This window comes from Candidatus Symbiopectobacterium sp. NZEC135, from assembly GCF_025962695.1.
In genome coordinates this window covers 1-24372 of the sequence record NZ_JAGFPF010000065.1, presented here as the reverse complement: position 1 = coordinate 24372, position 24372 = coordinate 1, and the positions used below count along the sequence as shown (strand labels likewise).

Below are 24372 nucleotides of genomic sequence, written 5' to 3'. Positions count from 1 at the left end.
GACGGGCAATCAATCCCAGTAAACCAAGCATCACTTTGGAATGACCTCAAAAATGTCAATGTGAACTTCTCACAACGTGCGTTAGAGCTTTTTGTTGATCAAATGGGCCTTCTACGCCAATGTCACCCAATTTGATTGCAGAACACGATAAAATATTGCATTGGCCGGATTCAATTGATATGGATTCCGGCCATTTTATTTGGTTGCAATTCGCCAGTAATAGTGGGAGGCAATACCGCGCATTACTGGAGGATTATCATAATGAAATGGCAATGCTTTATATTCGGGATGAGCTTTCCGATAAACATATCGCAAGCTATGTTTTGTCTTTTACACCCACTCCACCACCTGATTTCGGTTCTCGCATTCCCCAAGTGGAATCCGCCTATGTTGACGTTGACTATCAGTTAGGAGGCGTATCAACAGCGGCATATAAAGCAGTTATTGAACACTATGGCGCTGTGATCAGTGATACGCACCAAACTGAAGCAGGGATGTTACTTTGGTTGTTCGGTATTACTAAAGATAACAGCATTGAAATAACGCTTCTCACTGTGGTCGATAACGAACTTTCATTTAAAACCAGTGAAACAGGTGCAAGATATCCCTATCAGGGTGATATTCAGGCAATGCAGGCCGTCGCCAGTATCATTTGGGGCAATCCTGATAATGTGGAATTGACCGACCCGCTACATCTGGGTTTTCGCCCCACATGGGATGATCGAAGTAATCTTGTTCTTGCTGCGATGAAAAAGGACGATTAGGTTTAAGAGTTCTTTGGTTAAAATACAACCAACGGAGGTTCATTATGAAAAATCAGACAGCATTCAGCCGGTAAGCAGATAAAGAAACGACGTTGCTCTCAGGTTCCTCAGTTAACAAGCTAGCCGTAAATTAGAACCGTTAAACACTTTTCACCTACTGTTATTCTTTATCGCTTCTTTTCTTGCCCTTTGCAGGAACAGAAGCGCTGATATCATCCAGCACAATGTCAACCGGTGCAGGCTATTCGCATTACTATACACATGAGTGGGACGGATGTGGGTTGATACGTGGCGACACCAAGAGACAATGAAAAGCGGTTTACGATTGATTTATTTTGATTTTGTTAACGTCAGGAGACTTGCAGAGAAGAGAGCGTGGAGCGAGTGAAGGGAATCGAACCCTCGTATAGAGCTTGGGAAGCTCTCGTTCTACCATTGAACTACACTCGCATCAGGTGTGCGTTGGGCATTATAGCGCTATCCGCTTGCCGGGCAAGCAAAAACCCGGCGAAAGTGGTGGCGTATTGAGCAATCAGTCAGCCAGCGTCAGCGGGATCAGCAGCGTTTGGTAGCCGTGGTAGATAACCTGCACCGCAAAATAGGCAAACAGCAGCGCCGAGATGACATAGCAGTAAAAGGTCAGCCGCCCTTGCAGCGCCTGTCGGCCAAACTTGATCATGCCCGCCAGAAACAGCGTCCACAGCAGTCCACCGATAAAGAAACCGCTGAGAAATACGCTCACCATCAGCGTTGAGCCATCCGTTGACTGCGCGATAATCGAGCCGCCAATCGCGGCAAACCACAGCAGCGCGGTCGGTGATGCCAGCGCCATCCCCATGCCGCTCAGAAAATCATAGCCGCGAAACCGTTTTGCGACTGCCGGAGCATCCACGACATCCGTATCCACTGGCGCTGAACGCTGCGTCTGATAATCACGCCAGGCCATGCGCGCCATGTTCCAGGTCATCCACAGCAGAATGGCACCGCCGCCAATCCACAGCGCCCAGCGTACCGGCAGCGCAGTAAAGATAACCGCTAAACCAAACGCAGAAAGCGCCGCGTAAACCAGATCGCCAAAACAGGAACCAAAGCCAATCATAAACGCGGCGCGCGGCCCATCACGCATACCCCGGTTAATGATCGCCGTATTCACCATTCCCAAATCCAGGCACAGCGAAAGGGAAAGCAAAATACCATTAAGCACCACTAACAACATAACCGCCACAACTCCACAGACATCAATAATGAACGCAAGTCTACAGGGTCGATGACAGGGCGTATTGTCAGAAATTGATACGCTGAAAACGCCCCGGCGTCATGGCATTAAAGCGGTTGAAGGTTTTGGTGAAGTGCGCCTGATCGGCAAAGCCAAGACGAAGGGCAACCTCACTGATGTTCATGCCCTGACGCAGCAGCTCACGCGCTTTGCTAATGCGGCGCTGCATCAGCCAGGCCAGCGGCGGCATACCGGCTTCCTGATGAAAGCTACGCACCAGATGCGCCACGGTAATGTGTTCATCGCGCGCCAACGCATCCAGATTGGGCGGCTCTGCCAGGCAATCGAGCAAACGCGCCTTGATGCGTTTGACCCTGCCGCCCTCGCTGACCATTTTTAACGGCGCAGGGCTGCCCATGTCGTTGTCCATTAAGGCTGCCAATAGCAGCACCAGCCGCTCCTGATACATCGCACCATCGCTCTGCTCATCGCTGGGGCTTGCCAATAATTTCAACTGTTGCGCCAGTTCGGGAGCCTGTTGCACGCCTTGTGCAAACCGGAAAGTACGGCCAAAGAAATGCGCAAAAGCACCAGGTTGTACGTAGAGCGAAGCACATTGCCAGCGCCCATCGCTGTTATCACCGCTTTGCAGCTGATGCGGATTGTAGGTGGTCACCATATGGGGATCGACATCAAAGGTGTTGCCATCCAGCCAGACATGCTCCACGCCGTTGAGGTTGGCGCTAATCACATATTCATCATGGGTATGGCGGGGAAATCCGCCGGTATTTTCTAACAACGCCAGTTCAAACCAGCCATCACGATAGGTGATCATGGAGCCACTTCCCCCCGAAACAGAAGAGTGACGGTAGCATTTTTCTCTGTGGGTTTACCAGCATGGCTCGCGGGATGACTACGGATAAAAAAACCCCATGCAGGCATGGGGTTTATTACGCATCCGTCGTTCGAAGACGTTTACTTCTGCGGACGCATCGCCGGGAACAGGATCACGTCACGAATGGTGTGGCTGTTGGTAAACAGCATCACCATACGGTCGATACCAATGCCCAGGCCCGCAGTTGGCGGCAGACCGTGTTCCAGCGCGGTGACGTAGTCTTCGTCGTAGAACATGGCTTCGTCGTCGCCCGCATCTTTTGCACGTACCTGATCGGCAAAGCGTTCTGCCTGATCTTCTGCGTCGTTCAACTCGGAGAAGCCGTTACCGATTTCACGCCCACCGATGAAGAATTCGAAACGATCGGTGATTTCCGGGTTGTCATCATTACGACGCGCCAACGGGGAAACTTCCGCCGGATATTCGGTGATAAAGGTCGGTTGAATCAGATTCGCTTCTGCGGTTTCTTCGAAGATCTCGGTCACGATACGGCCCAGACCCCAGCCTTTTTCGATCTTGATCCCTAGGGACGTTGCAATGGCAGACGCTTTATCGAAATCGTCCAGATCCGTCACGTTGGTTTCCGGGCGATATTTGCAGATCGCCTCACGCATGGTCAGCTTCTCAAACGGTTTGCCAAAATCAAACGTCTGATCGCCGTAAGGCACCGTGGTGCTGCCCAGTACGTCTTGCGTCAGGGTGCGGAACAGGCTCTCGGTCAACTCGATGAGATCTTTATAATCGGCATAGGCCATATAAAGTTCCATCATGGTGAATTCCGGGTTGTGACGCGGCGAAACCCCTTCGTTACGGAAGTTACGGTTGATTTCGAACACGCGTTCAAAACCACCGACCACCAGACGCTTCAGGTACAGTTCCGGCGCAATACGCAGATACATATCAATATCCAGCGCATTATGGTGAGTCACAAAAGGACGCGCGGAAGCACCGCCGGGGATCACCTGCATCATCGGGGTTTCAACTTCCATAAACCCGCGCTCTACCATGAAACGGCGGATACCGGACATGATCTGCGAACGCACGCGGAAGGTGTTGCGCGATTCGTCGTTGGCGATCAGATCCAGATAGCGTTGGCGATAACGGGTTTCCTGATCTGCCAGACCGTGGAATTTGTCTGGCAGTGGGCGCAGCGCCTTGGTCAGCAAACGCAGTTCAGTACAATGGATAGAAAGCTCACCGGTCTTGGTTTTGAACACCTTACCGCGTGCGCCCAGGATATCGCCCAGATCCCATTTTTTAAACTGTTCGTTGTAGATGCCTTCCGCCAAATCGTCACGCGCCACGTACAGCTGAATGCGGCCACCCACATCCTGTAACGTCACGAATGAGGCTTTACCCATGATGCGGCGCGTCATCATACGACCCGCCACAACCACTTCGATGCCCAGCGCTTCCAGCTCTTCGTTTTCTTTATCGTCATAAGCCGCATGCAGCGCATCAGAAGTGGAATCACGGCGGAAATCATTAGGAAAGGCGATACCGTGTTCACGCAGCGCCGAGAGCTTTTCGCGGCGCGCTTTCAATTCGTTGTTCAGATCCAGCGCCTGATCGGCACCCTGTGATTGTGACTCAGCCATGTGACTTGTTATAACCCCGCTTTTAAACTTGCTTCAATAAATCGGTCCAGATCGCCATCCAGCACGGCCTGGGTATTACGCGTTTCCACCCCGGTGCGCAGGTCTTTGATTCGGGAATCATCCAGTACGTAAGAACGAATCTGGCTGCCCCAACCGATATCGGACTTGTTATCTTCCAGCACCTGCTTCTCAGCGTTTTTCTTTTGCATCTCAAACTCGTACAGCTTCGCTTTCAGCTGTTTCATCGCCTGATCTTTGTTCTTGTGCTGGGAGCGGTCGTTCTGACACTGGGTAACAATGTTGGTGGGTATATGGGTAATACGCACCGCAGATTCGGTACGGTTAACGTGCTGTCCACCGGCACCGGAGGCGCGATATACGTCAATACGCAGATCTGCCGGGTTGATTTCGATATCAATATCGTCATCCACTTCCGGATAGACAAACGCGGAACTGAATGAAGTATGGCGGCGACCACCGGAGTCAAACGGGCTCTTACGCACTAAACGGTGCACGCCCGTCTCGGTACGCAGCCAGCCAAACGCATAGTCACCGATAATCTTGATGGTAGCCGATTTGAGGCCCGCGACTTCCCCTTCAGACTCTTCAATCACTTCGGTCTTAAAGCCTTTGCTCTCAGCCCAACGCAGGTACATGCGCAGCAGCATGCTGGCCCAGTCTTGCGCTTCCGTACCGCCGGAGCCGGATTGAATATCGAGGTAGCAGTCGGCGCTGTCGTATTCGCCGGAGAACATGCGGCGGAACTCAAGCTGTGCCAGCTTGGCTTCCAGCCCATCCACTTCGGTGATGGTATCATTGAACGTCTCTTCGTCGTCCTCTTCCACCGCCAGTTCAAGCAGGCCGGAAACGTCTTCCAGTCCCTGTGTCATCTGATCGATGGTATCGACGATAGCTTCCAGTGAGGAGCGCTCTTTACCCAGCGCTTGTGCGCGCTCGGGTTCATTCCAAACGTCGGGCTGTTCCAGCTCGGCGTTTACTTCTTCCAGGCGTTCTTTCTTGGCATCGTAGTCAAAGATACCCCCTCAGAACAGCTGTCCGGTCAGACAGGTCCTGAATGCGGTTTTTTACCGGATTAATTTCAAACATGATTAGCGTCTTACGTTAGTCGTCAAGCGACGGAGAAAAATGGATATAAACCGGCTATTCTAGCGGAATACACGCCAGGTTTACAGCCGTCTGGCGCAATTTTACCCATGCGTGCGATGACTCACTACAGCGGCCACAAATGCTGTATCAACAATTGCACGCTGCGTTTACCGCGAAACTCGTTAACCTCAAGGCGGTAAGCCATTTCAGCCTCACGAATGCTGCTGTCGGGCCAGCAGCGGGTGTCCACGTTAAACGCGATACCGTCCAGCAGTGGCCCGCCGTTAACCGGCTCCACCATCAGCTTCAGATGGCGCTCTTTCAACAGCTTCTGCTGCAAGATACGAAAACGCCCGTCAAACGTGGGTTCAGGAAACGCTTGTCCCCACGGCCCGGCATCGCGCAGCATCTCTGCCGTCACCAGATTCAGCTCGGTTTGTATCAGCTCACCGTCCGACCAGATAACCCCTTCCAGATGCGATTCATCCAGCCACTCGCCGACCAGTTCACCAAAGCGCTCACGGAAGGCATCAAACTGGTGTTCTTCCAGTGAGAGTCCCGCCGCCATCGCGTGACCGCCAAATTTAACCATCAGCCCCGGATAGCGGGTATCTAAGCGCTCCAGCGCATCGCGCAAGTGCAGGCCGGGAATTGAACGACCAGACCCCTTAAGCACGCCTTCACCCGCCGGTGCAAACGCAATCACCGGGCGATGAAAACGCTCTTTAAGCCGCGATGCCAGAATACCGACCACACCCTGGTGCCATTCGGGGTGGTACATCGCCAATCCCAACGGCAGTTGTTCAAGGCCGTGTTCCAGCTTTTCGCACAGTTGCATGGCTTCCGCCTGCATCTCTTGTTCAATTTCACGTCGTGCCAAATTGAGCGCATCCAGATCGCTGGCCTGCATCCGCGCTTCGACGATGTCATCGCACAGCAGCAGCGCTACGCCAATCGACATATCATCCAAACGCCCTGCCGCATTCAGGCGTGGCCCAATCGCAAAACCCAGATCGCTGGCTACCAGTTGGCTGGCATCGCGGTTGGCGATTTCCAGCAAGGCGCGGATGCCAGGGCGACATTTACCAGCACGAATGCGATTCAACCCCTGCGACACCAGAATACGGTTGTTGGCGTCGAGCGGCACCACGTCCGCCACCGTGCCTAACGCCACCAAATCGAGCAGTTCCGCCAGTTTCGGTTCAGCCAACCCTTTTTGGCTGAACCAGCCGCTGTCGCGCAGACGCACAAACAGCGCCATCATCAGATAAAACGTTACGCCAACGCCGGCCAACGATTTGGAAGGAAAGGCGCAGTCGCGTAAATTGGGGTTAATCATCGCATCGGCGGCAGGTAACGTTTCCCCCGGCAGGTGGTGGTCAGTCACCAGCACCTGAATGCCGCGCTGGTGCGCATCATCCACGCCAGCATGGGATGAAATGCCGTTATCCACCGTCAGGATCAGCTCTGCGCCCAGCTTCTCGGCCTGCACCACCACTTCCGGGCTAAGGCCATAACCATCTTCAAAACGGTTCGGCACCAGATAGGTCACCTGGCTACCGCCCATGCTGCGCAGTGCCAGCACGGCCAGCGCGGTGCTGGTCGCGCCGTCGGCATCAAAATCACCGACCACGACGATGCGCCGTTGTTCTGCCAGCGCCTGTTGCAGCAACACCACCGCGTCGTCAATGCCATCGAGCAGGCGATAATCAAGCAAGCCGCGCAGGCTGCGCTCCAATTCCTGGCCCTCTGTGACGCCGCGCTGTGCGTACAGACGACGTAGTAACGGAGGAAGCGTTGCGGGAAGCCCACTGCCTTCCGCCAGCGGGCGCCGGCGGAGTATGGTTTTTAATTCCACTGTATTTTCAATTCCACTGCGTGACGGCGTGCATGACACGTTATCGTTTTAATGGAGCAACCTGACGACAATTTACGCGCCCGGTTTGGCTGCCGCTCGATGCGCGTTCAGCATGGCTAACATCTCTTTCGGTGCCTGATAACCCGGAACCACGGTGCCGTCTTCCAGCACGATCGCAGGTGTGCCTTGCACACCGAACTGAATACCCAGTTCGTAATGCGCACCGATATTGGTCTTGCAGGTTGCCGGGGAGATAGCCTCACCGCGCGATGCCGCGTCATACGCCTTATTACGGTTAGCGGTACACCAGATAGACTGCATGTCTTTTTCCGTTGGCGAGTTCAACCCCTGACGCGGGAAAGCCAGATAGCGGATAGTAATGCCCAGATCGTTGTAGTCTTTCATCTGCTCATGCAGTTTGTGGCAGTAACCGCAGGTGATGTCGGTGAAAACGGTAATCACATGTTTTTCCTGCGCCGCTTTGTAGACGATCATTTGATCCTGCAAGGCATCCAGTTTTCCTTTCAGAATCTGGTTAGTCACGTTCACCGGCGTGCCGCTGTCCAATGCGTAGAGCGGCCCTTGCAGCAGATGTTTGCCATCTTCCGTTACGTAAAGCACGCCGCTTTCCGTTAGCACCGTTTTAAGGCCAGCGACGGGCGCAGGCTGGATATCCATTTTTTCAATGCCCAGTTTGGTCAGCGTCTGTTTAATCGCCGCATCATCGGCATGTACTGCCCCACTCGCCGCCGCGAGCAGTAAAGAAAGCGCCAGTAGCCCTTTTTTCATCGTATTCAGTCCCGTTCATGGTGTATTCCGCCTGTAAAGGGCGCGTTTAGCCGCTGGCCCTTGTTTCGCCTGCAATCTCAGGCGCGCGGATGATGCTGTTGATGCAACTGCTTCAGCCGTTCAGTGGCAACGTGCGTGTAAATTTGCGTTGTTGAAAGATCGCTATGCCCCAATAACATCTGTACGACACGCAAATCAGCCCCGTGGTTCAGCAAGTGCGTAGCGAATGCATGGCGTAAAACATGCGGTGAAAGCTTCTCACTGTCAATGGATGCCAGCACGGCATAGTGTTTGATACGGTGCCAAAAGGTTTGGCGCGTCATCTGCTGTGCCCTGGAGCTTGGAAACAGCACGTCAAGCGTTTGGCCGTTCAGCAGCCAGGGCCTGCCGTGCTCAAGGTAGCGCTCCAGCCAATAAATGGCCTCTTCCCCCAGCGGCACCAGCCGTTCTTTATTGCCTTTACCAATCACCCGCACGACGCCCTGGCGTAAACTGACATCGGCAATGGTCAGCCCCACCAGTTCCGAGACGCGTAGCCCGGTGGCATACAGCACCTCAAGCATGGCTTTATCGCGCAGCTCAAGCGGCTCATCCACACAGGGCGCTTGCAGCAGCGCATTCACCTGCGCTTCGCTGAGATCTTTGGGCAAGCGCTGAGGTAATTTGGGAGAAGACAATACCGCGCTGGGATCGTCACTACGCCGTTTTTCCCGGTATAAATACTGAAAAAAGCGACGCATGGCACTCAGCAAACGCGCCGAACTGGTCGCTTTGTATCCCCCTTCCACGCGTTCGGCAAGATAAGCTTGCAGATCCAGCGCCTGCACCTGCAATAAATCACTGTCAGTATGCTCCAGCCAATCGGCCAGTGCGGTCAAATCTCGCCGGTAGGAGATCAGCGTGTTGTCAGCCAGGTTTCGCTCCAGCCACATAGCTTCAAGAAACTGTTCGATGTGTGCCCGATCCTGTGCTTGCATACGCATCTCCTCGCTGTACGACGTGCAGGGTAAAACCCTGGCGTTATTATGCCCGAAGTGACGATAAAAGGGGCAGGATCATCACCTGAATTCGCGCCGCCGATTTTTTATGCAAATTTATTTTATGCTGCATTATTCGCCGTCTTGCACTACAAAATAGGGTAAAGCATAACTTATATCACAGGAAGTATTTACAATCGCGCAACTCGCCAAAGCAGGCTCTGTCACCGCTTTTACGCTTTTTGGGTTAGCATTGAAATGCTTTTTTTTCTGTGACTAGAATGACAGTTCTGTCGATAAAAAAAGATAATAGAGTCCTATGCAAGCCACCATCACGCCCACTCTCGATGCAGAGGCGGACGCAGCCCCGGTTAACTCCCGCAGTAAGGTTGTTGTCGCTTCATTGATCGGAACCGCGATCGAATTTTTCGATTTTTATATTTATGCCACTGCCGCTGTGCTGATTTTCCCGCACATCTTCTTCCCGCAGGGCGATCCGACCGCCGCGACGCTACAGTCGCTCGCCACCTTTGCCATTGCCTTTGTGGCACGCCCGATCGGTTCTGCGCTGTTTGGTCACTTCGGTGACCGCGTCGGTCGTAAGGTGACGCTGGTTGCTTCCCTGCTGACCATGGGGATCTCTACCGTGCTGATCGGCCTGCTACCAACCTACGCGAGTATTGGCATTTTCGCACCGTTGCTGCTGGCATTGGCGCGTTTTGGTCAAGGCCTTGGTCTGGGTGGCGAATGGGGCGGAGCCGCGTTGCTGGCTACCGAAAACGCGCCAGCCCACAAGCGTGCACTGTATGGTTCATTCCCGCAGTTGGGCGCACCGATCGGCTTCTTCTTCGCCAACGGCACGTTCCTGCTGCTCTCCTGGTTATTAAGCGAAGAGCAGTTCATGACCTGGGGATGGCGTGTACCTTTCGTTGCCTCTGCGGTATTGGTGTTGATCGGCCTGTATGTTCGTGTCTCTCTGCACGAAGCGCCCGTGTTTACCAAAGCTATCGAAGCGGGCAAGAAAGTCCGTATTCCGCTGGGAACGTTGTTGAACAAGCATCTGAAGGCGACCATTCTTGGTACGTTCATCATGCTTGCTACCTATACGCTGTTCTACATCATGACAGTCTATTCCATGACTTATGGCACCTCGCCAATCCCCAAAGGGCTGGGCTTCTCGCGTAACAGCTTCCTGTGGATGCTAATGGTAGCGGTTATCGCCTTTGGTCTGCTGATCCCGGTTGCCGGGCTGCTGGCAGATGCCTATGGCCGCCGCAAGACCATGATCGTCGTTACCTGCGGCATGCTGGTGTTCTCGATGCTGTTCCCGTCCCTGTTAGGGTCTGGCAGTCAACCGCTGGTGATGCTGTTTCTGGTGCTGGGGCTGGGTCTGATGGGTTTAACCTTCGGACCGATGGGCGCATTGCTGCCTGAACTGTTCCCCACTGAAGTGCGTTATACCGGTGCCTCGTTCTCCTATAACGTCTCGTCGATTCTGGGCGCATCAGTTGCACCTTATATTGCCGCCTGGCTGACCGCTAACTACGGGTTGTTCTACGTAGGTGTTTACCTGTTTGCTATGGCATCGTTAACGCTTATCGCCTTACTGCTGACCAAAGAGACGCGTCACCAAACGCTTGGTTAAGCCTCACCGACAAACGTGAATACGGGTGAAGGGTAATACCTTCACCCATTTTTTCCCACCGAGTTTCTCACGCCACGTGCACACCACATCCACGCTATACCTCGCTGTAAGATTCGGTTAGGCTAATGGCAAGTTTGTTTAACACGCTGCAATTGCATATGAAAATTGGTTTGTTCTACGGTTCCAGCACCTGCTACACCGAGATGGCAGCGGAAAAGATTCGCGATATTTTGGGCGAATCTCTGGTCGATCTACATAACGTAAAAGATGTCGATCCGCAGAAGATGGAAGAGTATGAATTCCTGATTCTGGGTATCCCAACGTGGGATTTCGGTGAAATTCAGGAAGACTGGGAAGCCATTTGGGGACAGTTATCCTCGTTGAACCTACAAGGGAAAATCGTTGCGCTGTATGGCATGGGTGACCAGCTGGGCTACGGTGAATGGTTCCTTGATGCGCTCGGTATGTTGCATCAACAGTTGGCCGCAAGCGGCGCAACCTTTATTGGCTATTGGCCCACCGCAGGCTATGAGTTCACCACCACTAAACCGCTCACACCCGACGGGAAACACTTTGTCGGGCTGGCGCTTGATGAAGTGAACCAGTATGACCTGAGCGATGAGCGCTTACAGCAGTGGTGCGAGCAGATTTTGCAGGAAATGGCAGAGCAGTTGTAATCGTCGGGGTATCTCCCGATAGACATCAGCCGACAGCGTGCTGCCGGCTGAACCTGAAACTAGTGCGCGTCCGGGTTTTCTCCCGCCCACGCTTTACTTTCCAACAGCAACTGACGCAAGTGCCGCCATTCCTGCTTATCCATGTTATCGGATGCCAGCCAGAGTCGCTGCCGCCGTTTGCCGTCACTGCGCCGCAGCGACAGCAAGATACCGTTTTTCAACATCCACGGACGGCGGATAATGCGCCAGCGATGATGCTGCCACTCAAGGTTTGCTTCAGCCTGCAACACGATTTCACCGTGGCGCGCTTTGATATTACGCTGGCTGCGGATAAACCCGAACACCACCAGGGTCATCAGCGATAACCAAAGCACCGCATAACCGTCCGGCCACGGTGCCAGCAAAATCAACAGCAGCAACAGCCCGTGCACCAGCAAAGAAAATAACTGCATGCGCCAAGAGACGCGTAAATCACAGCGCCACAGGGCCACGATCTTTATTTCGCGTCTGAATAAGAGAGATCATGCGTTTCAGTTCCCCATCTTCCGGTTCACCGTGGTTCATCAACCAGTTGAACAGGTCAGGATCATCGCACTGCAATAAGCGCACAAACGCACGTTTATCATTATCGTTTAGCACATCATACTCATGTTCAAAAAAGGGCATGATGGCGATATCCAACTCTCGCATTCCTCGGCGGCACGCCCAGTGAATTCGCGCCTTATTATCGATATCCATTGCTTTTCCTACTTTTTATCGACGCCAACGTGTAGTGTAACTCGGATGTCTAGATAAACACTCAACTAAATGTAACATTTTGACATATTTTAGCGCATATCCGCGTATCGCGCAGAAGGTTATCGATCGTGCGCACGCTCAGTAACGCTTTCGAATATGCTAACTGAAAATCATGGGGACAATGGCACGAATAACTGCTTGCAAACCCTGCAAGCTCTTTTACCATTAGGCCAAACGCAAACCTTCGCGAGGATGGTTACATGGCAACCCCACTTCCCTTTGCTGCACAAACGGTTAAATCACACGCCATCACGGCCTCGGCGCAGCTTCCCGCTACGCTGATAGCACTTGATGACTGGGCTCTCGTAACGCTTACCGGCCCCGACACGCGCACCTACCTGCAAGGCCAAGTGACGGCCGATATTAACGCGTTAGCCCCCGATCAACATGTACTTTGCGGCCATTGTGATGCTAAAGGCAAAATGTGGAGCGCGCTGCGTCTGTTTGCCCACAACGATGGCTTCGCCTATCTGGTACGTCGCAACCTGCGCGATACGCAGTTAAACGAGTTAAAAAAATACGCCGTCTTTGCCAAAACCACTATCGCTGCAGAGGACAATCTCCAGCTTATCGGTGCTGCGGGAAGCACTATACGCGAACGTTTAGCTGAGGTCTTCTCTGCGCTGCCGGACAGCGAACATCCCGTTGTCAGTCACCCCTTCGGTACGCTGCTGCATTTTGCCCTTCCTGCTGAACGCTTCCTTCTGGTACTGAACCAAGAAGGTGCCGCCGCGCTGAATGCAAAACTGGCAGACAGCGTGCAATGGGCCGACAGCCAACAGTGGCTGGCACTGGATATTGAATCCGCACTGCCGATTATTGACAACGTAAACAGCGCGCAGTTCATCCCGCAAGCAACGAATATACAGGCACTTAACGGCATCAGTTTTAATAAAGGTTGCTACACCGGGCAGGAGATGGTGGCACGGGCAAAATTTCGCGGCGCCAACAAGAGGGCACTCTATTGGCTGGCGGGCACGTCATCGCGCGTGCCGGAAGCAGGCGAAGACTTGGAACTGAAAATGGGTGAAAACTGGCGTCGCACCGGCACGATACTCGCCGCCAGCTCGTTAAGCGATGGCACACTGTGGGTGCAAGCGGTACTGAATAACGATCTGGAAGCAGATAGCGTATTGCGCGTGCGCGACGCAGCAGAAAGTCAGTTGAGTCTGCAACCGTTGCCCTATTCATTGTCTGAATAATGTCGTCACTGAGCACCGTTTCTGTTCACCCAGAAACGGTGCCAGGAGGAAATTTAGCGGCTAAACGTAAAGGTAGATCGCCAGAAAATGGCACAGGCTGCCACCCAGCACAAAGCCATGCCAGATGGCGTGGTTATAAGGGATACGTTTACACACGTAAAACACCACGCCTAAGGTATACACTACGCCGCCCACCGCCAGTAACGTAACACCGCCCGGTGCTAACACCTGCACCAACTGATAAATCACAATCAGTGACAGCCATCCCATCACCAGATATGTCACCAGCGACAACACTTCAAAACGATGCGCAAAAGCCAGCTTGAATAACACGCCCACCAGCGCCATGCTCCAAATGACAATCATCAAGCCACGCGCCAACGGTGAATCCAGTCCCACCAGCAGAAACGGTGTGTAGGTACCCGCTATCAGCAGATAGATGGCACAGTGATCGAACCGTTTGAGCCAGGGTTTAGCGCGCGGGCTGGGAATCGCATGGTAGAGCGTGGAGGCCAGGAACAGCAGAATAATGGTGCCACCGTACAAACTGTAGCTGGCGATAGCCGTGCTGGTCGCGCCATTGTCCACCGCTTGCACCAGCAGCAGCACCAACCCGACAATCCCCAACACCACACCAGCACCGTGACTGATACTGTTGGCTATCTCTTCCGCCAACGTATAGCTCGCATTACTTTCTGATTTCACCATATTCCGTTTTTACTCCCGGCACGATGGGTTGTACAAACTTCACGCAATATCATCGGGAAGAGTGTAATCGAGAATAGTTTCAGAGTACAAGTGTACGCCGAAACTATTCTTCGATCCGCCGCGCTACCGGGCTTGAACAGAGCCCGGTATCGGCCCGGGTTCCCTTTCGCCAGGAATAACATCATCAATACGCTGCATCATGTAGTTATAGAAGGGGTTGGAAGAAAGGCGCAGCAACGTATCCAAGTCAAGAATCAACACCCCGCGTTCGCCGCGCGCGGCAATACGCCCGAGTGGAATACCAAACTCATACGGTGGCGTAGAGAAACGGCCATAAAGCGAATCGCTGTCAGAAAAAGGCAGCGCGACGTGCGATAACGAATAGACATCTTCGGGGTAATCCATTCCGAGATCGCGGCGCGTAACCTCCATGCTGCCTGCTTTGGTGTCAAAGGCGACCGCCTTTGCGCTTTGTACCGATGCGTTAGTGATCACCGTGGTGCCGTACAAACGGGGAGTCGGCGGCAACCATTGCCCAATCGCCGATGCAGACGCATCCCGCAGTAGCAAACCAAAATTGATGGTGCGGTTGACATCAAACAGCACCAAATCATTGTCGTTTTGCGGCAGCAGATTATAGAACGCGCTGATCACCGCCCGCGTGCTGACGGTAAAATCCATCACCGACTGGAAGGTTAAAATCGGCGGCAGTTCCGACAGCCTGCGTTGCCGCGCTTCCTGTTCAAGCTGTGACTGCAACACGCTGGTGAGCAGATAAGACTGGCGTGCCCCGTTCACCGGGAACGAGTTGTACTTGAACGGGTTGAATTCCGGCACAATGCCTAACCAGGCCGCTTTGGCAAACGGCGGGAAAATCGCGGGTAACCCGGCCAAACCGGCAAAACGCGCGTAAGCCGTAATGCCAATCATCGGAGAGATCAGGACCAGACGATCCGCCTTGGGCAACTTAGGATCGCTGAGCGTATCGAGCGCGTATTTCAGCGTGAGCGCCCCGCCGTTAGAAAAGCCAACGATATGCAGCGGTAAGCGTTCTCCCCCGTTCGCGGGCGTCACAAAACGCGCGGCCTCGCGCACCGCTAACCGCGTGGCAGCCAACCAATCTTCCCAACGGACTTTAGTTAGTGCACCGGGCACGGTGCCGTGCGCCGGAATACGCAACCCGATAGCGACAAAGCCGTGCTGACGATAAAGCTCAGCCACATTTCGCATACTGTAGGGCGAGTCGGTTAGCCCATGCAAAAGCACCACCGCACCTTTGGGCTCGCCCTCCGGCATCAGTTCATAAGAGTGGTTCCAGTTATGCGCGAAGCGCCCCGGATAAACAGGGCTGCCAACAAAATAGCGGTTTAAGGCAACCTGCTCATCCCTGTCCAGCGTCTGAGTCACCTGCTCGGTCACCTCCTGAAACAAGCGATCCTCATGCGCCAAATACGCTTCCCAGTTGGCACGATCGAGTTGGTCAGGCGTCATCTCTGTTGGCACATAAATATGCCAGGGCGCCAGTGCAGGTCCCCGTTGTGAGTCAAACACCCGAATAACCAGAAACGTCAACGCAATGGCCAACACGATAACCACAGCATATTTGATCGTGCGTCGAATGATACGAATAGGCATCATTGCCCCCTTATTATTAGCACCTTTTTATCCGTCATACTTCCAGTTGCAGATGCGTTGGCTACGCTCACTCACCCGAATCACTTACCTGAGTAAGCTCATCGGGATTCACTCTCTTGCCGCCTTCCTGCAACCCGAATTATTTAGGATACATTGTGATTTTTACGTCGCCCTGTCACGGACTCAATGCCAACCTCGCCTTGTGCATTGCGCACAGTGCGTTTGGGAAGATCGGTTAAACAGATTGTTTTGTGCCATGACTATAACGATAGTCGACAATTCTCCCCCTCGAAAGGTCCGTTATCAGACGGAACAGTCAATGCCAAAGGGACATCATTACGGAATAAAGCGTGTAAATTCTCACCAGCTTCCCCTACAATGAGCCGGTTTTGTTTGACTGCGCAGTGTTTGATACAGCCGCGTTTGACATATCTTTGTATGTAAGGTGGTTTTGATGTCCCTGGCTTTACCCACTCTCGAGTTCGGTACGCTGACCGAAGTAGTTGGTTTCCTGATGGAAATTGATAAGCTAAAAAGCGTACAGCGTCGTTCAAAAATCATCGGCAGTTCCCGTCACGAAGATTCCGCAGAGCACAGTTGGCACTTTGCCGTTGCCGCGATGAGCCTGGCCCCCTACGCCAGTCAGGACGTGGATATTCAGCGCGTGATTCAAATGGCCTTGGTGCATGATATCGTCGAGATCGATGCTGGCGACGTGATGGTCTACGATCTGAGCGCTCGAGAAGCGATTCAGGCGCAGGAAGAAGCCGCTGCCGTCCGGTTATTTGGCCTGCTGCCCGAACCGCAACGTCAGCACTTTCTGCAACTGTGGCAAGAGTATGAAGCAGGCGACACCGCGAACGCGCGTTTTGCACTGATGATCGACCGCATTATGCCTATCCTGATGAACCTGCATAACGGCGGGCAAAGCTGGGTGGAAAACGGCATCCGACTGGAACAAGTCTTAGGACGCGCCAGCTTTATTGCCGAGATCAATCCCGAACTGTGGCGCTACCTGAAAGATCACCTGGAAACGGCGCAGGCCAAAGGGTGGTTGGGGTAATTCTCTGGCTTATCCGATAAAAAAACCCGCCATACGGCGGGTTTTCATTTTTGTAGCGTTAATTACGCGTAATCGCCAATCGGTACGCAAGAGCAGAACAGGTTGCGATCGCCGTACACGTCATCGAGGCGTTTAACGCTCGGCCAATATTTATGCTCAGCCCCCGCCGGGAACACCGCCAGTTCGCGACTGTAGGGATGCGACCACTCACTGACGATCTCCTGCTGGGTATGCGGTGCATTCACCAACGGGTTGTCTTCCAGCGGCCATTCCCCTTGTGCTACGCGCTGAATTTCTGCACGGATCGCCAGCATCGCATCAATAAAGCGATCCAGTTCGACCTGACTTTCAGACTCAGTCGGCTCTACCATCAGCGTTCCCGCCACCGGGAACGACATAGTCGGCGCATGGAAGCCATAGTCGATTAAACGCTTGGCGATATCCATTTCGCTGATGCCCGTGCTCTCTTTCAGCGGGCGAATATCCAGAATGCACTCGTGCGCCACGCGACCATCGCGGCCGGTGTAGAGCACCGGGTAGGCATCCTTCAAACGCGTTGCAATATAGTTGGCATTAAGGATCGCCACTTGGCTGGCATTTCTCAGCCCTTCAGCCCCCATCATGCGGATATACATCCAACTGATAGGCAGAATGGATGCGCTGCCAAAAGGAGCCGCAGATACCGCGCCCTGCGTGGTCAGCAAGCCATCAATCTGCACCACCTGATGCCCCGGTACGAACGGTGCCAGATGGGCTTTCACCCCGATCGGTCCCATGCCCGGCCCGCCGCCGCCGTGCGGAATGCAGAACGTTTTATGCAGGTTAAGGTGTGACACATCCGCGCCAATGTAGCCCGGCGTGGTGATACCGACCTGCGCGTTCATGTTTGCGCCGTCCAGATACACCTGTCCGCCGTGTTGATGCACAATCTGACACACTTCACGAATGGTCTCTTCATAGACACCGTGCGTAGAAGGATAAGTCACCATGATGCAGGAGAGACGATCGCCCGCCTGCGCGGCTTTCTCCCGCAGATCGTGCAGATCAATATTCCCTTGTTTGTCACACGCCACCACGTCTACCGCCATCCCAGCCATCTGTGCTGATGCCGGGTTAGTACCGTGCGCAGAGCTAGGAATCAGACACAGCGTGCGCTGATCGTCACCTCGGCTCTCATGGTAGCGGCGAATGGCCAACAAACCGGCATACTCGCCCTGCGCACCCGAGTTGGGCTGCATACACACGGCATCATAGCCAGTGAGTTGCACCAGCCAACCGGAAAGCTGTTCGATCATCAAACGATAACCTTGTGCCTGTTCCGGCGGGCAGAACGGATGCAGTTCAGCAAACTCCGGCCAGGTGATCGGCAGCATTTCCGCTGCCGCATTTAGCTTCATGGTGCAGGAACCCAACGGGATCATGGCACGGTTCAGCGCCAGATCTTTATGGGCCAGACGGTGCAGATAACGCATCATCTCGGTTTCACTGTGATAACGGTTGAACACCGGGTGAGTCAGAATGGCATCGGTGCGCAGCAGCGCAGCAGGAAGGGATGATAAGCCGCCGCTGAGCGTTACATCCAGCGCATCGATAGATAAGCCGTGCCCTTCGCCCAGCAACACGTCAAATAACGCCGCAACATCTTCGCGGGTAGTGGTTTCATCCAGCGTGATACCGACACCGTGATAAAGATCGGTACGCAGGTTGATCCCGGCATTCAGCGCACGTGCGATGATGGCATTCTTGTCGGTAACCTCAACCGCCAGCGTATCAAACCAGGTGGTGTGCCACAGTTTCAAGCCGCCCTGCTGCAAACCAACAGCCAGAATATCAGTTAAACGATGAATACGTTCAGCGATACGCTTGAGCCCCTGTGGCCCATGATAAACCGCATAGAAACCGGCGATATTCGCCAGCAACACCTGAGAGGTGCAGATGTTGGAGTTGGCTTTTTCGCGGCGGATATGTTGCTCACGCGTCTGCATCGCCATGCGCAACGCCGTGTTGCCCGCTGCATCACGCGACACGCCGATAATACGCCCCGGCATGGCGCGTTTATACTCATCCTTACAGGCGAAGAAGGCCGCATGCGGACCACCGTAGCCCATCGGTACACCAAAGCGTTGAGCGGAGCCAAACACAATATCGGCTCCCTGCTTGCCCGGTGCAGCCAGAAGCACTAGCGCCATGATATCAGCGGCGACGCTGACGATGATCTTTCGCGCATTCAGTTGTGCGATAAGTTCACGATAATCATGCACTTCACCATAGGTGTTCACCTGCTGCAACAGCACGCCAAACACGCCTTCCATTTCCAATGCAGCGGCGGCATCGCCGACCACCACTTCAAAACCAAAGGTCTCGGCGCGGGTGCGTACCACATCCAGCGTTTGCGGATGCACATGCTCTGCCACGAAGAAGCGGTTAGCCTGTTTCAGTTTGCTGACGCGTTTGGCCATTGCCATCGCTTCCGCAGCCGCCGTCGCTTCATCCAGCAGAGAGGCGGAGGCCAGTTCCAGCCCGGTCAAATCCTGCGTCATCTGTTGAAAATTCAGCAAGGCTTCTAACCGCCCTTGCGAGACTTCAGGCTGATAAGGCGTATAGGCGGTGTACCAGCCGGGGTTTTCCAGCAAATTACGCAAGATTACCGGCGGCATATGCACAGCGGTGTACCCCATGCCGATATAGCTTTTGTAGCGCTGATTGCGGTTGGCAATCGACTTAAGCTCAGCCAACGCCTGATGCTCGGGCAGCGCATTGCCCACCGCTGGCGGGTTGGGCAACTGGATATCTGCCGGCACAATCTGTCGAATCAATGCTGACAAGGAATCCGCACCGAGCGTTTCCAGCATATGAGCCTGCTGCGCGGGTGTAGGACCGATATGACGCTCTACGAAAGCGGCGTCATGTTCGAGTTGGCTGAGAGTCTGAGTCATTGGGGTATTTCCTGCTTCAAGCAATTGTTATACCCGTCATACTTCAAGTTGCAGGTGCGTTGGCTGCGTTCGTTATTCGGCCCATCCCTGGGCCTCACCTCTTACGAGGCCGCCGCAAGCGGCGTTCAAATCTGCTCCAGGCAGATTTGTCATCCGAATCACTTACCTAAGTAAGCTCATCGGGATTCGTTCGCTTGCCGCCTTCCTGCAACTCGAATTATTTAGGGTATAGAACGTTCATGGCAAACAACAAGTGCGAACGCGGTAGACTGCGCTCGGTGTCTTACATTCTGACCAATCGATTTACCCCGTGATGCGCGATAAAACCATCACGGGGTGACAAGGTTATTCGTCTTCTTCTAACAGCGCCTGATAAGCGGTAGCATCCAGCAGGTCGTTCAGTTCGCTTTCATCAGATGCTTTGATGCTAAACAGCCAACCGTCGCCATAAGGCGCACTGTTAACCAGCTCCGGCTGCCCTTCCAGCGCATCGTTCACTGCCACGATCTCACCGCTCAACGGCGCATAGATATCTGAGGCGGCCTTGACCGACTCAGCGACAGCGCAGTCATCACCCATCGCAACCTGCGTGCCAACGTCAGGCAAATCGACAAAAACCATGTCACCCAACAGTTCCTGGGCATGCTCGGTGATACCGACACGATAGACACCCTCGCCTTCGGCCTGGACCCACTCATGGGATGAGGTGTATTTCAACTCGGTTGGGATTGTGCTGCTCATTGCCTGCTCTCCTTAAAAATTGCTTCGTCGTATCGAATCGCGCGATATCCGCCTTCCAGCAACGCGAAGGGGTTGCGGCATATATCGCGCTAACGTTAATCAATAATCATGGTCAAACGGGGTACGGCGTCAAACCAATGCCTTTCCGCCACGAATAAATACCGGTTTGGTCACCTCTACGGGCACTTCGCGCTGGCGAATTTGCACCAACGCCGTTTCACTAATACCTTGCGGCACGCGAGCCAGTGCAATACTGAAGCCCAACGTTGGAGAAAAAGTCCCGCTGGTGATCACGCCTTCCTGTACCGTGCCACTCGCATCGGTGAAGCGCACAGGCATTTCATGGCGCAGCACCCCTTTTTCACGCAGCACCAGTCCGACCAACTGCTCAGTGCCTTCATTACGTTGATGGGTCAGCGCGTCCCGGCCAATAAAATCCCGGCCTTCCGGTTGCCAAGCGATAGTCCAGCCCATATTGGCAGCCAACGGTGAAACACCTTCGTCCATGTCCTGGCCATACAGGTTCATGCCCGCTTCAAGGCGCAACGTATCGCGCGCTCCGAGGCCACAGGGCTGCACACCAGCCGCCAGTAGTTGTTGCCAGAACGCCACTGCCTGCTCCGCGGGCAGGGCAATTTCATAGCCTGACTCACCGGTATACCCGGTGGTAGCAATAAAATAGTCACCGGTTTGTACGCCGAAAAAGGGCTTCATGCCCGCCGTTTCCGCGCGCTGTTCCGCGCTGAGCAACGCCTGCACTTTCTCCTGAGCCAACGGCCCTTGCACTGCAATCAACGCCAGTTCATCGCGTTCCTGCCACTCCACGTTGAACGCCTTGGCATGCTCGGCGATCCAGGCCAGATCTTTCTCCCGCGTGGCGGAATTCACCACCAGCCGGAAATGTGTTTCAGTAAGAAAGTAGACGATGAGATCGTCAATGACGCCACCCGAGGCGTTTAACATCCCGGTATAAAGCGCCTTGCCCGGTTGCGTGAGTTTGGCAACGTCGTTCGCCAGCAGATAACGCAGGAATTCGCGCACACGCGGGCCGTGTAAATCCACAATGGTCATGTGCGACACATCGAACATGCCTGCATGACGCCTAACGCTATGATGCTCATCCAACTGTGAGCCGTAGTGCAGCGGCATCATCCAGCCGTGAAAGTCGACCATCTTCGCGCCGTCGGCGATATGCTGCTGATACAACGGAGTTTGCTGTGTCATTTTTTTCCCGAACCTCTGTTTGCAAACCTGTCCTTGCGAACGACGCAGATCGCGCCACGCAAACGCTTTCTTTGCGTTGAACTTACCACCTCTTCCACAGGGCTACCACACCCCTTGTCATAAGTTAAACTATATATCAGCCATGAAAGACAAAAAGAGTGGCAGAGCACATGACAACAAAATTCGCCAAATTAAAATCATTATTTAGAATAAAACACTAATAATTGAAATATAAAACAAGAATAATGACACAAATATTCACATCATTAGAGAATGATCGCCACAAACAAATCCGTAATGGATTAGTTTTTATAATGCAAAAAAATGGCTGAAATTAGATTATTTCAACCAAAGGTGATGATGATGTCACGGTACCAAAAACGCTAAAGATGACGCCGATCACACCCACCTTGCACTCACTGCCACCGCATCACCACCGATGGCAACGAGGGGAAGGCAATTTCCCTGCCACATACCCATACTCATTAAAAGGGTAATGTCCATTTATCAGCGATCCATCACGGTCTTTGCGTTATTGATGGCATAGAAGCTAACGCTATGAGGATTAACATGTCGCGCCATGAGGGCGTTTCCCGCCCCGATCGCTCGCGCTACCCGACCCTATTCAGCATCTATACCCTAAATAATTCGAGTTGCAGGAAGGCGGCAAATGAGGGAATCCCGATGAGCTTACTCAAGTAAGTGATTCGGGTGAGCGAGTGCAGCCAACACACCTGTAACTTGAAGTATGACGGGTATTTTAAAATCAAAATGTTATGGAGACGACGACGATGACCCAAAGAATGATCCTTAACGAGACCTCGTATTTTGGTGCGGGGGCGATTAACCACATCGTAGAAGAGATAACCCGGCGTGGTTTCCACAAAGCGCTGGTGGTCACTGACAAAGACCTGGTGAAATATGGTGTGGTGAGTAAAGTTATCACTCTGCTCGATCAGGCAGGCCTGCCCTACGAGGTTTACGATGACGTAGTACCTAATCCCACGATTCGCGTGGTGACCGCAGGTATTGAGCGCTACAAGGCAGCGCAGGCCGATTACCTGATCGCCATTGGCGGCGGTTCACCACAGGATACCTGTAAAGCGATTGGTATCATCATCAACAACCCGGAATATGCCGATGTGCGCAGTCTGGAAGGCGTTGCACCCACGCGCCGCCCCAGCGTACCGATCTTGGCGATCCCGACCACCGCAGGCACCGCTGCCGAGGTCACGATTAACTACGTGATCACCGACGAAGAAAAACGTCGCAAATTCGTCTGCGTCGATCCCCATGACATTCCTATTGTCTCGTTTATCGATGCCAATATGATGGCCAGCATGCCCGCCTCACTGAAGGCGGCAACCGGCCTGGATGCCTTGACGCACGCGATTGAAGGCTTTACCACTAAAGGCGCGTGGGAACTGACCGACATGCTGCATCTGAAGGCCATCGAAATCATCAGCCGTTCGCTGCGCGATTCCGTGGCGGGCCATGCCGCCGGCGTGGAAGCCATGGCGTTGGGGCAGTACGTCGCTGGCATGGGCTTCTCCAACGTGGGTCTGGGGTTGGTTCACGGTATGGCACACCCGTTGGGCGCGTTCTATGACACCCCGCACGGCGTGGCAAACGCGATCCTGCTGCCGCATATCATGGCGTTCAATGCGGATTATACCGGCGACAAATTCCGGCAAATCGCGGTAGCAATGGGCGTCGCGGACGCACAACAGATGCCGATCGCGCAAGCGCGAGAAGCCGCCATCGCCGCCGTGAAGCAGCTTTCTCAGGATGTGGATATTCCGGCGCGTCTGCGCCAAGTGGGCATGAAGGAAGAGGATATCCCTGCGTTAGCACAGGCTGCCTTTGACGATGTTTGCACCGGCGGCAACCCGCGTGATGTGACACTGGCGCAAATCAAAGCGCTATATCAGTCGATCTACTGATTCCCTTCCAACGTATTTCCCTTCACTGTTTCTACTCCCCCGGCATCGCTTGCCGGGGTTTACGCCCGTCCACAAATGATATAAATTCACATATGATAGTGGTTATCATTATCAACTTTGAGTTTTATCATCGCTAGAGGAGCGCAGTCATGCTAACCGCAATGATTACCGCATGCGGATTATGGAGTGCCAGTTGGTGTCTGGGTAAACGCCTGAGCAGCGCCTGGGGTATTCTGCTGCCCGCCGCACTGATGCCGTTGCTTGCGCTGCTCGACCTTCAACTCAACAGTTGGAAGCTGATCGTAGCGATTGCGCTGCTGGCAACCGCCGTCATGCTGTTCCATCCTCGCTTGCGCCATTACTTGCTGCTGCCTTCCTGTATTGCACTGGCGGGCGGATTGAGCGCGTTAGTGGTAGCCTTCCAAACGACGTGGCCATAACGGGCAATACGTCATGCAGTACCAAGAGAAATGTTTGATCGACACGAAGAAATAAAAAAGAAAGGAAAAGCATTAAGAAATGGTGCGAAGAGAGGGACTTGAACCCTCACGTCCGAAGGACACTAACACCTGAAGCTAGCGCGTCTACCAATTCCG

Annotated in this window: 21 protein-coding genes and 1 tRNA gene; 7 read left to right on the top strand and 15 right to left on the bottom strand. The window is 53.7% G+C overall.

Annotated elements, in window-relative coordinates:
• Window positions 1-119: 119 nt before the first annotated feature.
• A complete protein-coding gene (locus J5224_RS20700; protein ID WP_264627147.1) occupies window positions 120-764 on the top strand; it encodes a hypothetical protein in 645 nt (214 codons plus the stop codon).
• A gap of 376 nt (window positions 765-1140) precedes the next feature.
• Here the strand turns inward: J5224_RS20700 and J5224_RS20695 are convergent.
• The 8 genes from J5224_RS20695 to xerD all read right to left on the bottom strand — a co-directional run bounded on the left by J5224_RS20695 (window position 1141) and on the right by xerD (window position 9204).
• Window positions 1141-1214: transfer RNA gene (locus J5224_RS20695), tRNA-Gly, on the bottom strand.
• Window positions 1215-1296: 82 nt separating this feature from the next.
• Window positions 1297-1980 (bottom strand): LysE family translocator, encoded by a 684-nt coding sequence (locus tag J5224_RS20690; RefSeq protein WP_264627146.1) that lies wholly within the window; start codon window positions 1978-1980, stop codon window positions 1297-1299.
• 67 nt (window positions 1981-2047) lie between these two features.
• A complete protein-coding gene (locus J5224_RS20685) occupies window positions 2048-2815 on the bottom strand; it encodes an AraC family transcriptional regulator (protein WP_264627145.1) in 768 nt (255 codons plus the stop codon).
• 140 nt (window positions 2816-2955) lie between these two features.
• On the bottom strand, window positions 2956-4473 hold the full coding sequence (gene lysS, locus J5224_RS20680) for a lysine--tRNA ligase (RefSeq protein ID WP_264627144.1): 1518 nt from the start codon (window positions 4471-4473) through the stop codon (window positions 2956-2958).
• A gap of 8 nt (window positions 4474-4481) precedes the next feature.
• A protein-coding gene (gene prfB / locus J5224_RS20675; RefSeq protein ID WP_264627143.1) for a peptide chain release factor 2 occupies window positions 4482-5580 on the bottom strand; the annotation gives its coding sequence in 2 pieces (ribosomal slippage) (window positions 4482-5504 and window positions 5506-5580; 1098 coding nt in all).
• A 124-nt stretch (window positions 5581-5704) separates the two neighbouring features.
• Window positions 5705-7438 carry a single-stranded-DNA-specific exonuclease RecJ gene (gene recJ, locus J5224_RS20670; RefSeq protein ID WP_264627142.1) on the bottom strand — a complete coding sequence of 578 codons (1734 nt, stop codon included), beginning with the start codon at window positions 7436-7438 and terminating at the stop codon, window positions 5705-5707.
• Between the two features lie 72 nt (window positions 7439-7510).
• Complete coding sequence (gene dsbC, locus J5224_RS20665) at window positions 7511-8227, bottom strand: bifunctional protein-disulfide isomerase/oxidoreductase DsbC (RefSeq protein ID WP_264627141.1); 717 nt, start codon at window positions 8225-8227, stop codon at window positions 7511-7513.
• A 77-nt stretch (window positions 8228-8304) separates the two neighbouring features.
• Window positions 8305-9204, bottom strand: coding sequence for a site-specific tyrosine recombinase XerD (xerD, locus tag J5224_RS20660; RefSeq protein ID WP_264627140.1), 900 nt, complete (start codon window positions 9202-9204; stop codon window positions 8305-8307).
• Window positions 9205-9523: 319 nt separating this feature from the next.
• Here xerD and J5224_RS20655 point away from each other — a divergent pair, with 319 nt between their 5' ends.
• Both J5224_RS20655 and fldB read left to right on the top strand, forming a co-directional pair.
• Window positions 9524-10849: an MFS transporter gene (locus tag J5224_RS20655; RefSeq protein WP_264627139.1), complete on the top strand. Its 1326-nt coding sequence runs from the start codon at window positions 9524-9526 to the stop codon at window positions 10847-10849.
• A gap of 158 nt (window positions 10850-11007) precedes the next feature.
• On the top strand, window positions 11008-11526 hold the full coding sequence (gene fldB / locus J5224_RS20650; RefSeq protein WP_264627149.1) for a flavodoxin FldB: 519 nt from the start codon (window positions 11008-11010) through the stop codon (window positions 11524-11526).
• A 59-nt stretch (window positions 11527-11585) separates the two neighbouring features.
• Here fldB and J5224_RS20645 read toward each other — a convergent pair whose 3' ends face one another.
• Both J5224_RS20645 and sdhE read right to left on the bottom strand, forming a co-directional pair.
• A complete protein-coding gene (locus J5224_RS20645; protein ID WP_264627138.1) occupies window positions 11586-12017 on the bottom strand; it encodes a protein YgfX in 432 nt (143 codons plus the stop codon).
• Complete coding sequence (gene sdhE / locus J5224_RS20640; RefSeq protein ID WP_264627137.1) at window positions 11998-12264, bottom strand: FAD assembly factor SdhE; 267 nt, start codon at window positions 12262-12264, stop codon at window positions 11998-12000. Before sdhE ends, J5224_RS20645 begins: the two co-directional genes overlap by 20 nt.
• A 260-nt stretch (window positions 12265-12524) precedes the next feature.
• Between sdhE and ygfZ the strand changes: the two genes are divergently transcribed.
• On the top strand, window positions 12525-13526 hold the full coding sequence (gene ygfZ, locus J5224_RS20635) for a tRNA-modifying protein YgfZ (RefSeq protein ID WP_264627136.1): 1002 nt from the start codon (window positions 12525-12527) through the stop codon (window positions 13524-13526).
• A gap of 60 nt (window positions 13527-13586) precedes the next feature.
• Here the strand turns inward: ygfZ and trhA are convergent, their stop codons facing one another.
• Both trhA and J5224_RS20625 read right to left on the bottom strand, forming a co-directional pair.
• Window positions 13587-14234 carry a PAQR family membrane homeostasis protein TrhA gene (gene trhA, locus J5224_RS20630; protein ID WP_264627135.1) on the bottom strand — a complete coding sequence of 216 codons (648 nt, stop codon included), beginning with the start codon at window positions 14232-14234 and terminating at the stop codon, window positions 13587-13589.
• A 123-nt stretch (window positions 14235-14357) separates the two neighbouring features.
• A complete protein-coding gene (locus tag J5224_RS20625) occupies window positions 14358-15869 on the bottom strand; it encodes an alpha/beta hydrolase (RefSeq protein WP_264627148.1) in 1512 nt (503 codons plus the stop codon).
• A gap of 454 nt (window positions 15870-16323) precedes the next feature.
• Here J5224_RS20625 and J5224_RS20620 point away from each other — a divergent pair, with 454 nt between their 5' ends.
• The gene (locus tag J5224_RS20620; protein ID WP_222159559.1) at window positions 16324-16932 is read left to right on the top strand and encodes an HD domain-containing protein; all 609 of its coding nucleotides are present in this window, start codon (window positions 16324-16326) and stop codon (window positions 16930-16932) included.
• A gap of 62 nt (window positions 16933-16994) precedes the next feature.
• Here the strand turns inward: J5224_RS20620 and gcvP are convergent, their stop codons facing one another.
• The 3 genes from gcvP to gcvT form a co-directional block, all read right to left on the bottom strand.
• Window positions 16995-19868 carry an aminomethyl-transferring glycine dehydrogenase gene (gcvP, locus tag J5224_RS20615; protein ID WP_264627134.1) on the bottom strand — a complete coding sequence of 958 codons (2874 nt, stop codon included), beginning with the start codon at window positions 19866-19868 and terminating at the stop codon, window positions 16995-16997.
• A gap of 345 nt (window positions 19869-20213) precedes the next feature.
• Window positions 20214-20609: a glycine cleavage system protein GcvH gene (gene gcvH / locus J5224_RS20610; protein WP_264627133.1), complete on the bottom strand. Its 396-nt coding sequence runs from the start codon at window positions 20607-20609 to the stop codon at window positions 20214-20216.
• A 129-nt stretch (window positions 20610-20738) separates the two neighbouring features.
• A complete protein-coding gene (gene gcvT, locus J5224_RS20605; RefSeq protein ID WP_264627132.1) occupies window positions 20739-21833 on the bottom strand; it encodes a glycine cleavage system aminomethyltransferase GcvT in 1095 nt (364 codons plus the stop codon).
• Between the two features lie 791 nt (window positions 21834-22624).
• Here gcvT and fucO point away from each other — a divergent pair.
• Window positions 22625-23776: a lactaldehyde reductase gene (gene fucO, locus J5224_RS20600; protein WP_264627131.1), complete on the top strand. Its 1152-nt coding sequence runs from the start codon at window positions 22625-22627 to the stop codon at window positions 23774-23776.
• Between the two features lie 149 nt (window positions 23777-23925).
• Window positions 23926-24216 (top strand): DUF1435 domain-containing protein, encoded by a 291-nt coding sequence (locus tag J5224_RS20595; RefSeq protein WP_264627130.1) that lies wholly within the window; start codon window positions 23926-23928, stop codon window positions 24214-24216.
• The last annotated feature ends 156 nt before the right edge of the window (window positions 24217-24372 follow it).

What these genes read in the sequence shown, in the direction of transcription:
- J5224_RS20620 (WP_222159559.1), top strand. Translation starts at nt 16,324, where the DNA reads ATGTCCCTGGCTTTACCCACTCTCGAGTTCGGTACGCTGACCGAAGTA.
- J5224_RS20655 (WP_264627139.1), top strand. Translation starts at nt 9,524, where the DNA reads ATGCAAGCCACCATCACGCCCACTCTCGATGCAGAGGCGGACGCAGCC.
- trhA (WP_264627135.1), bottom strand. Translation starts at nt 14,234, where the DNA reads ATGGTGAAATCAGAAAGTAATGCGAGCTATACGTTGGCGGAAGAGATA.
- J5224_RS20690 (WP_264627146.1), bottom strand. Translation starts at nt 1,980, where the DNA reads ATGTTGTTAGTGGTGCTTAATGGTATTTTGCTTTCCCTTTCGCTGTGC.
- gcvT (WP_264627132.1), bottom strand. Translation starts at nt 21,833, where the DNA reads ATGACACAGCAAACTCCGTTGTATCAGCAGCATATCGCCGACGGCGCG.
- gcvP (WP_264627134.1), bottom strand. Translation starts at nt 19,868, where the DNA reads ATGACTCAGACTCTCAGCCAACTCGAACATGACGCCGCTTTCGTAGAG.
- ygfZ (WP_264627136.1), top strand. Translation starts at nt 12,525, where the DNA reads ATGGCAACCCCACTTCCCTTTGCTGCACAAACGGTTAAATCACACGCC.
- fldB (WP_264627149.1), top strand. Translation starts at nt 11,008, where the DNA reads ATGAAAATTGGTTTGTTCTACGGTTCCAGCACCTGCTACACCGAGATG.
- J5224_RS20685 (WP_264627145.1), bottom strand. Translation starts at nt 2,815, where the DNA reads ATGATCACCTATCGTGATGGCTGGTTTGAACTGGCGTTGTTAGAAAAT.
- lysS (WP_264627144.1), bottom strand. Translation starts at nt 4,473, where the DNA reads ATGGCTGAGTCACAATCACAGGGTGCCGATCAGGCGCTGGATCTGAAC.
- J5224_RS20625 (WP_264627148.1), bottom strand. Translation starts at nt 15,869, where the DNA reads ATGCCTATTCGTATCATTCGACGCACGATCAAATATGCTGTGGTTATC.
- gcvH (WP_264627133.1), bottom strand. Translation starts at nt 20,609, where the DNA reads ATGAGCAGCACAATCCCAACCGAGTTGAAATACACCTCATCCCATGAG.
- xerD (WP_264627140.1), bottom strand. Translation starts at nt 9,204, where the DNA reads ATGCAAGCACAGGATCGGGCACACATCGAACAGTTTCTTGAAGCTATG.
- J5224_RS20595 (WP_264627130.1), top strand. Translation starts at nt 23,926, where the DNA reads ATGCTAACCGCAATGATTACCGCATGCGGATTATGGAGTGCCAGTTGG.
- J5224_RS20700 (WP_264627147.1), top strand. Translation starts at nt 120, where the DNA reads ATGTCACCCAATTTGATTGCAGAACACGATAAAATATTGCATTGGCCG.
- dsbC (WP_264627141.1), bottom strand. Translation starts at nt 8,227, where the DNA reads ATGAAAAAAGGGCTACTGGCGCTTTCTTTACTGCTCGCGGCGGCGAGT.
- sdhE (WP_264627137.1), bottom strand. Translation starts at nt 12,264, where the DNA reads ATGGATATCGATAATAAGGCGCGAATTCACTGGGCGTGCCGCCGAGGA.
- fucO (WP_264627131.1), top strand. Translation starts at nt 22,625, where the DNA reads ATGACCCAAAGAATGATCCTTAACGAGACCTCGTATTTTGGTGCGGGG.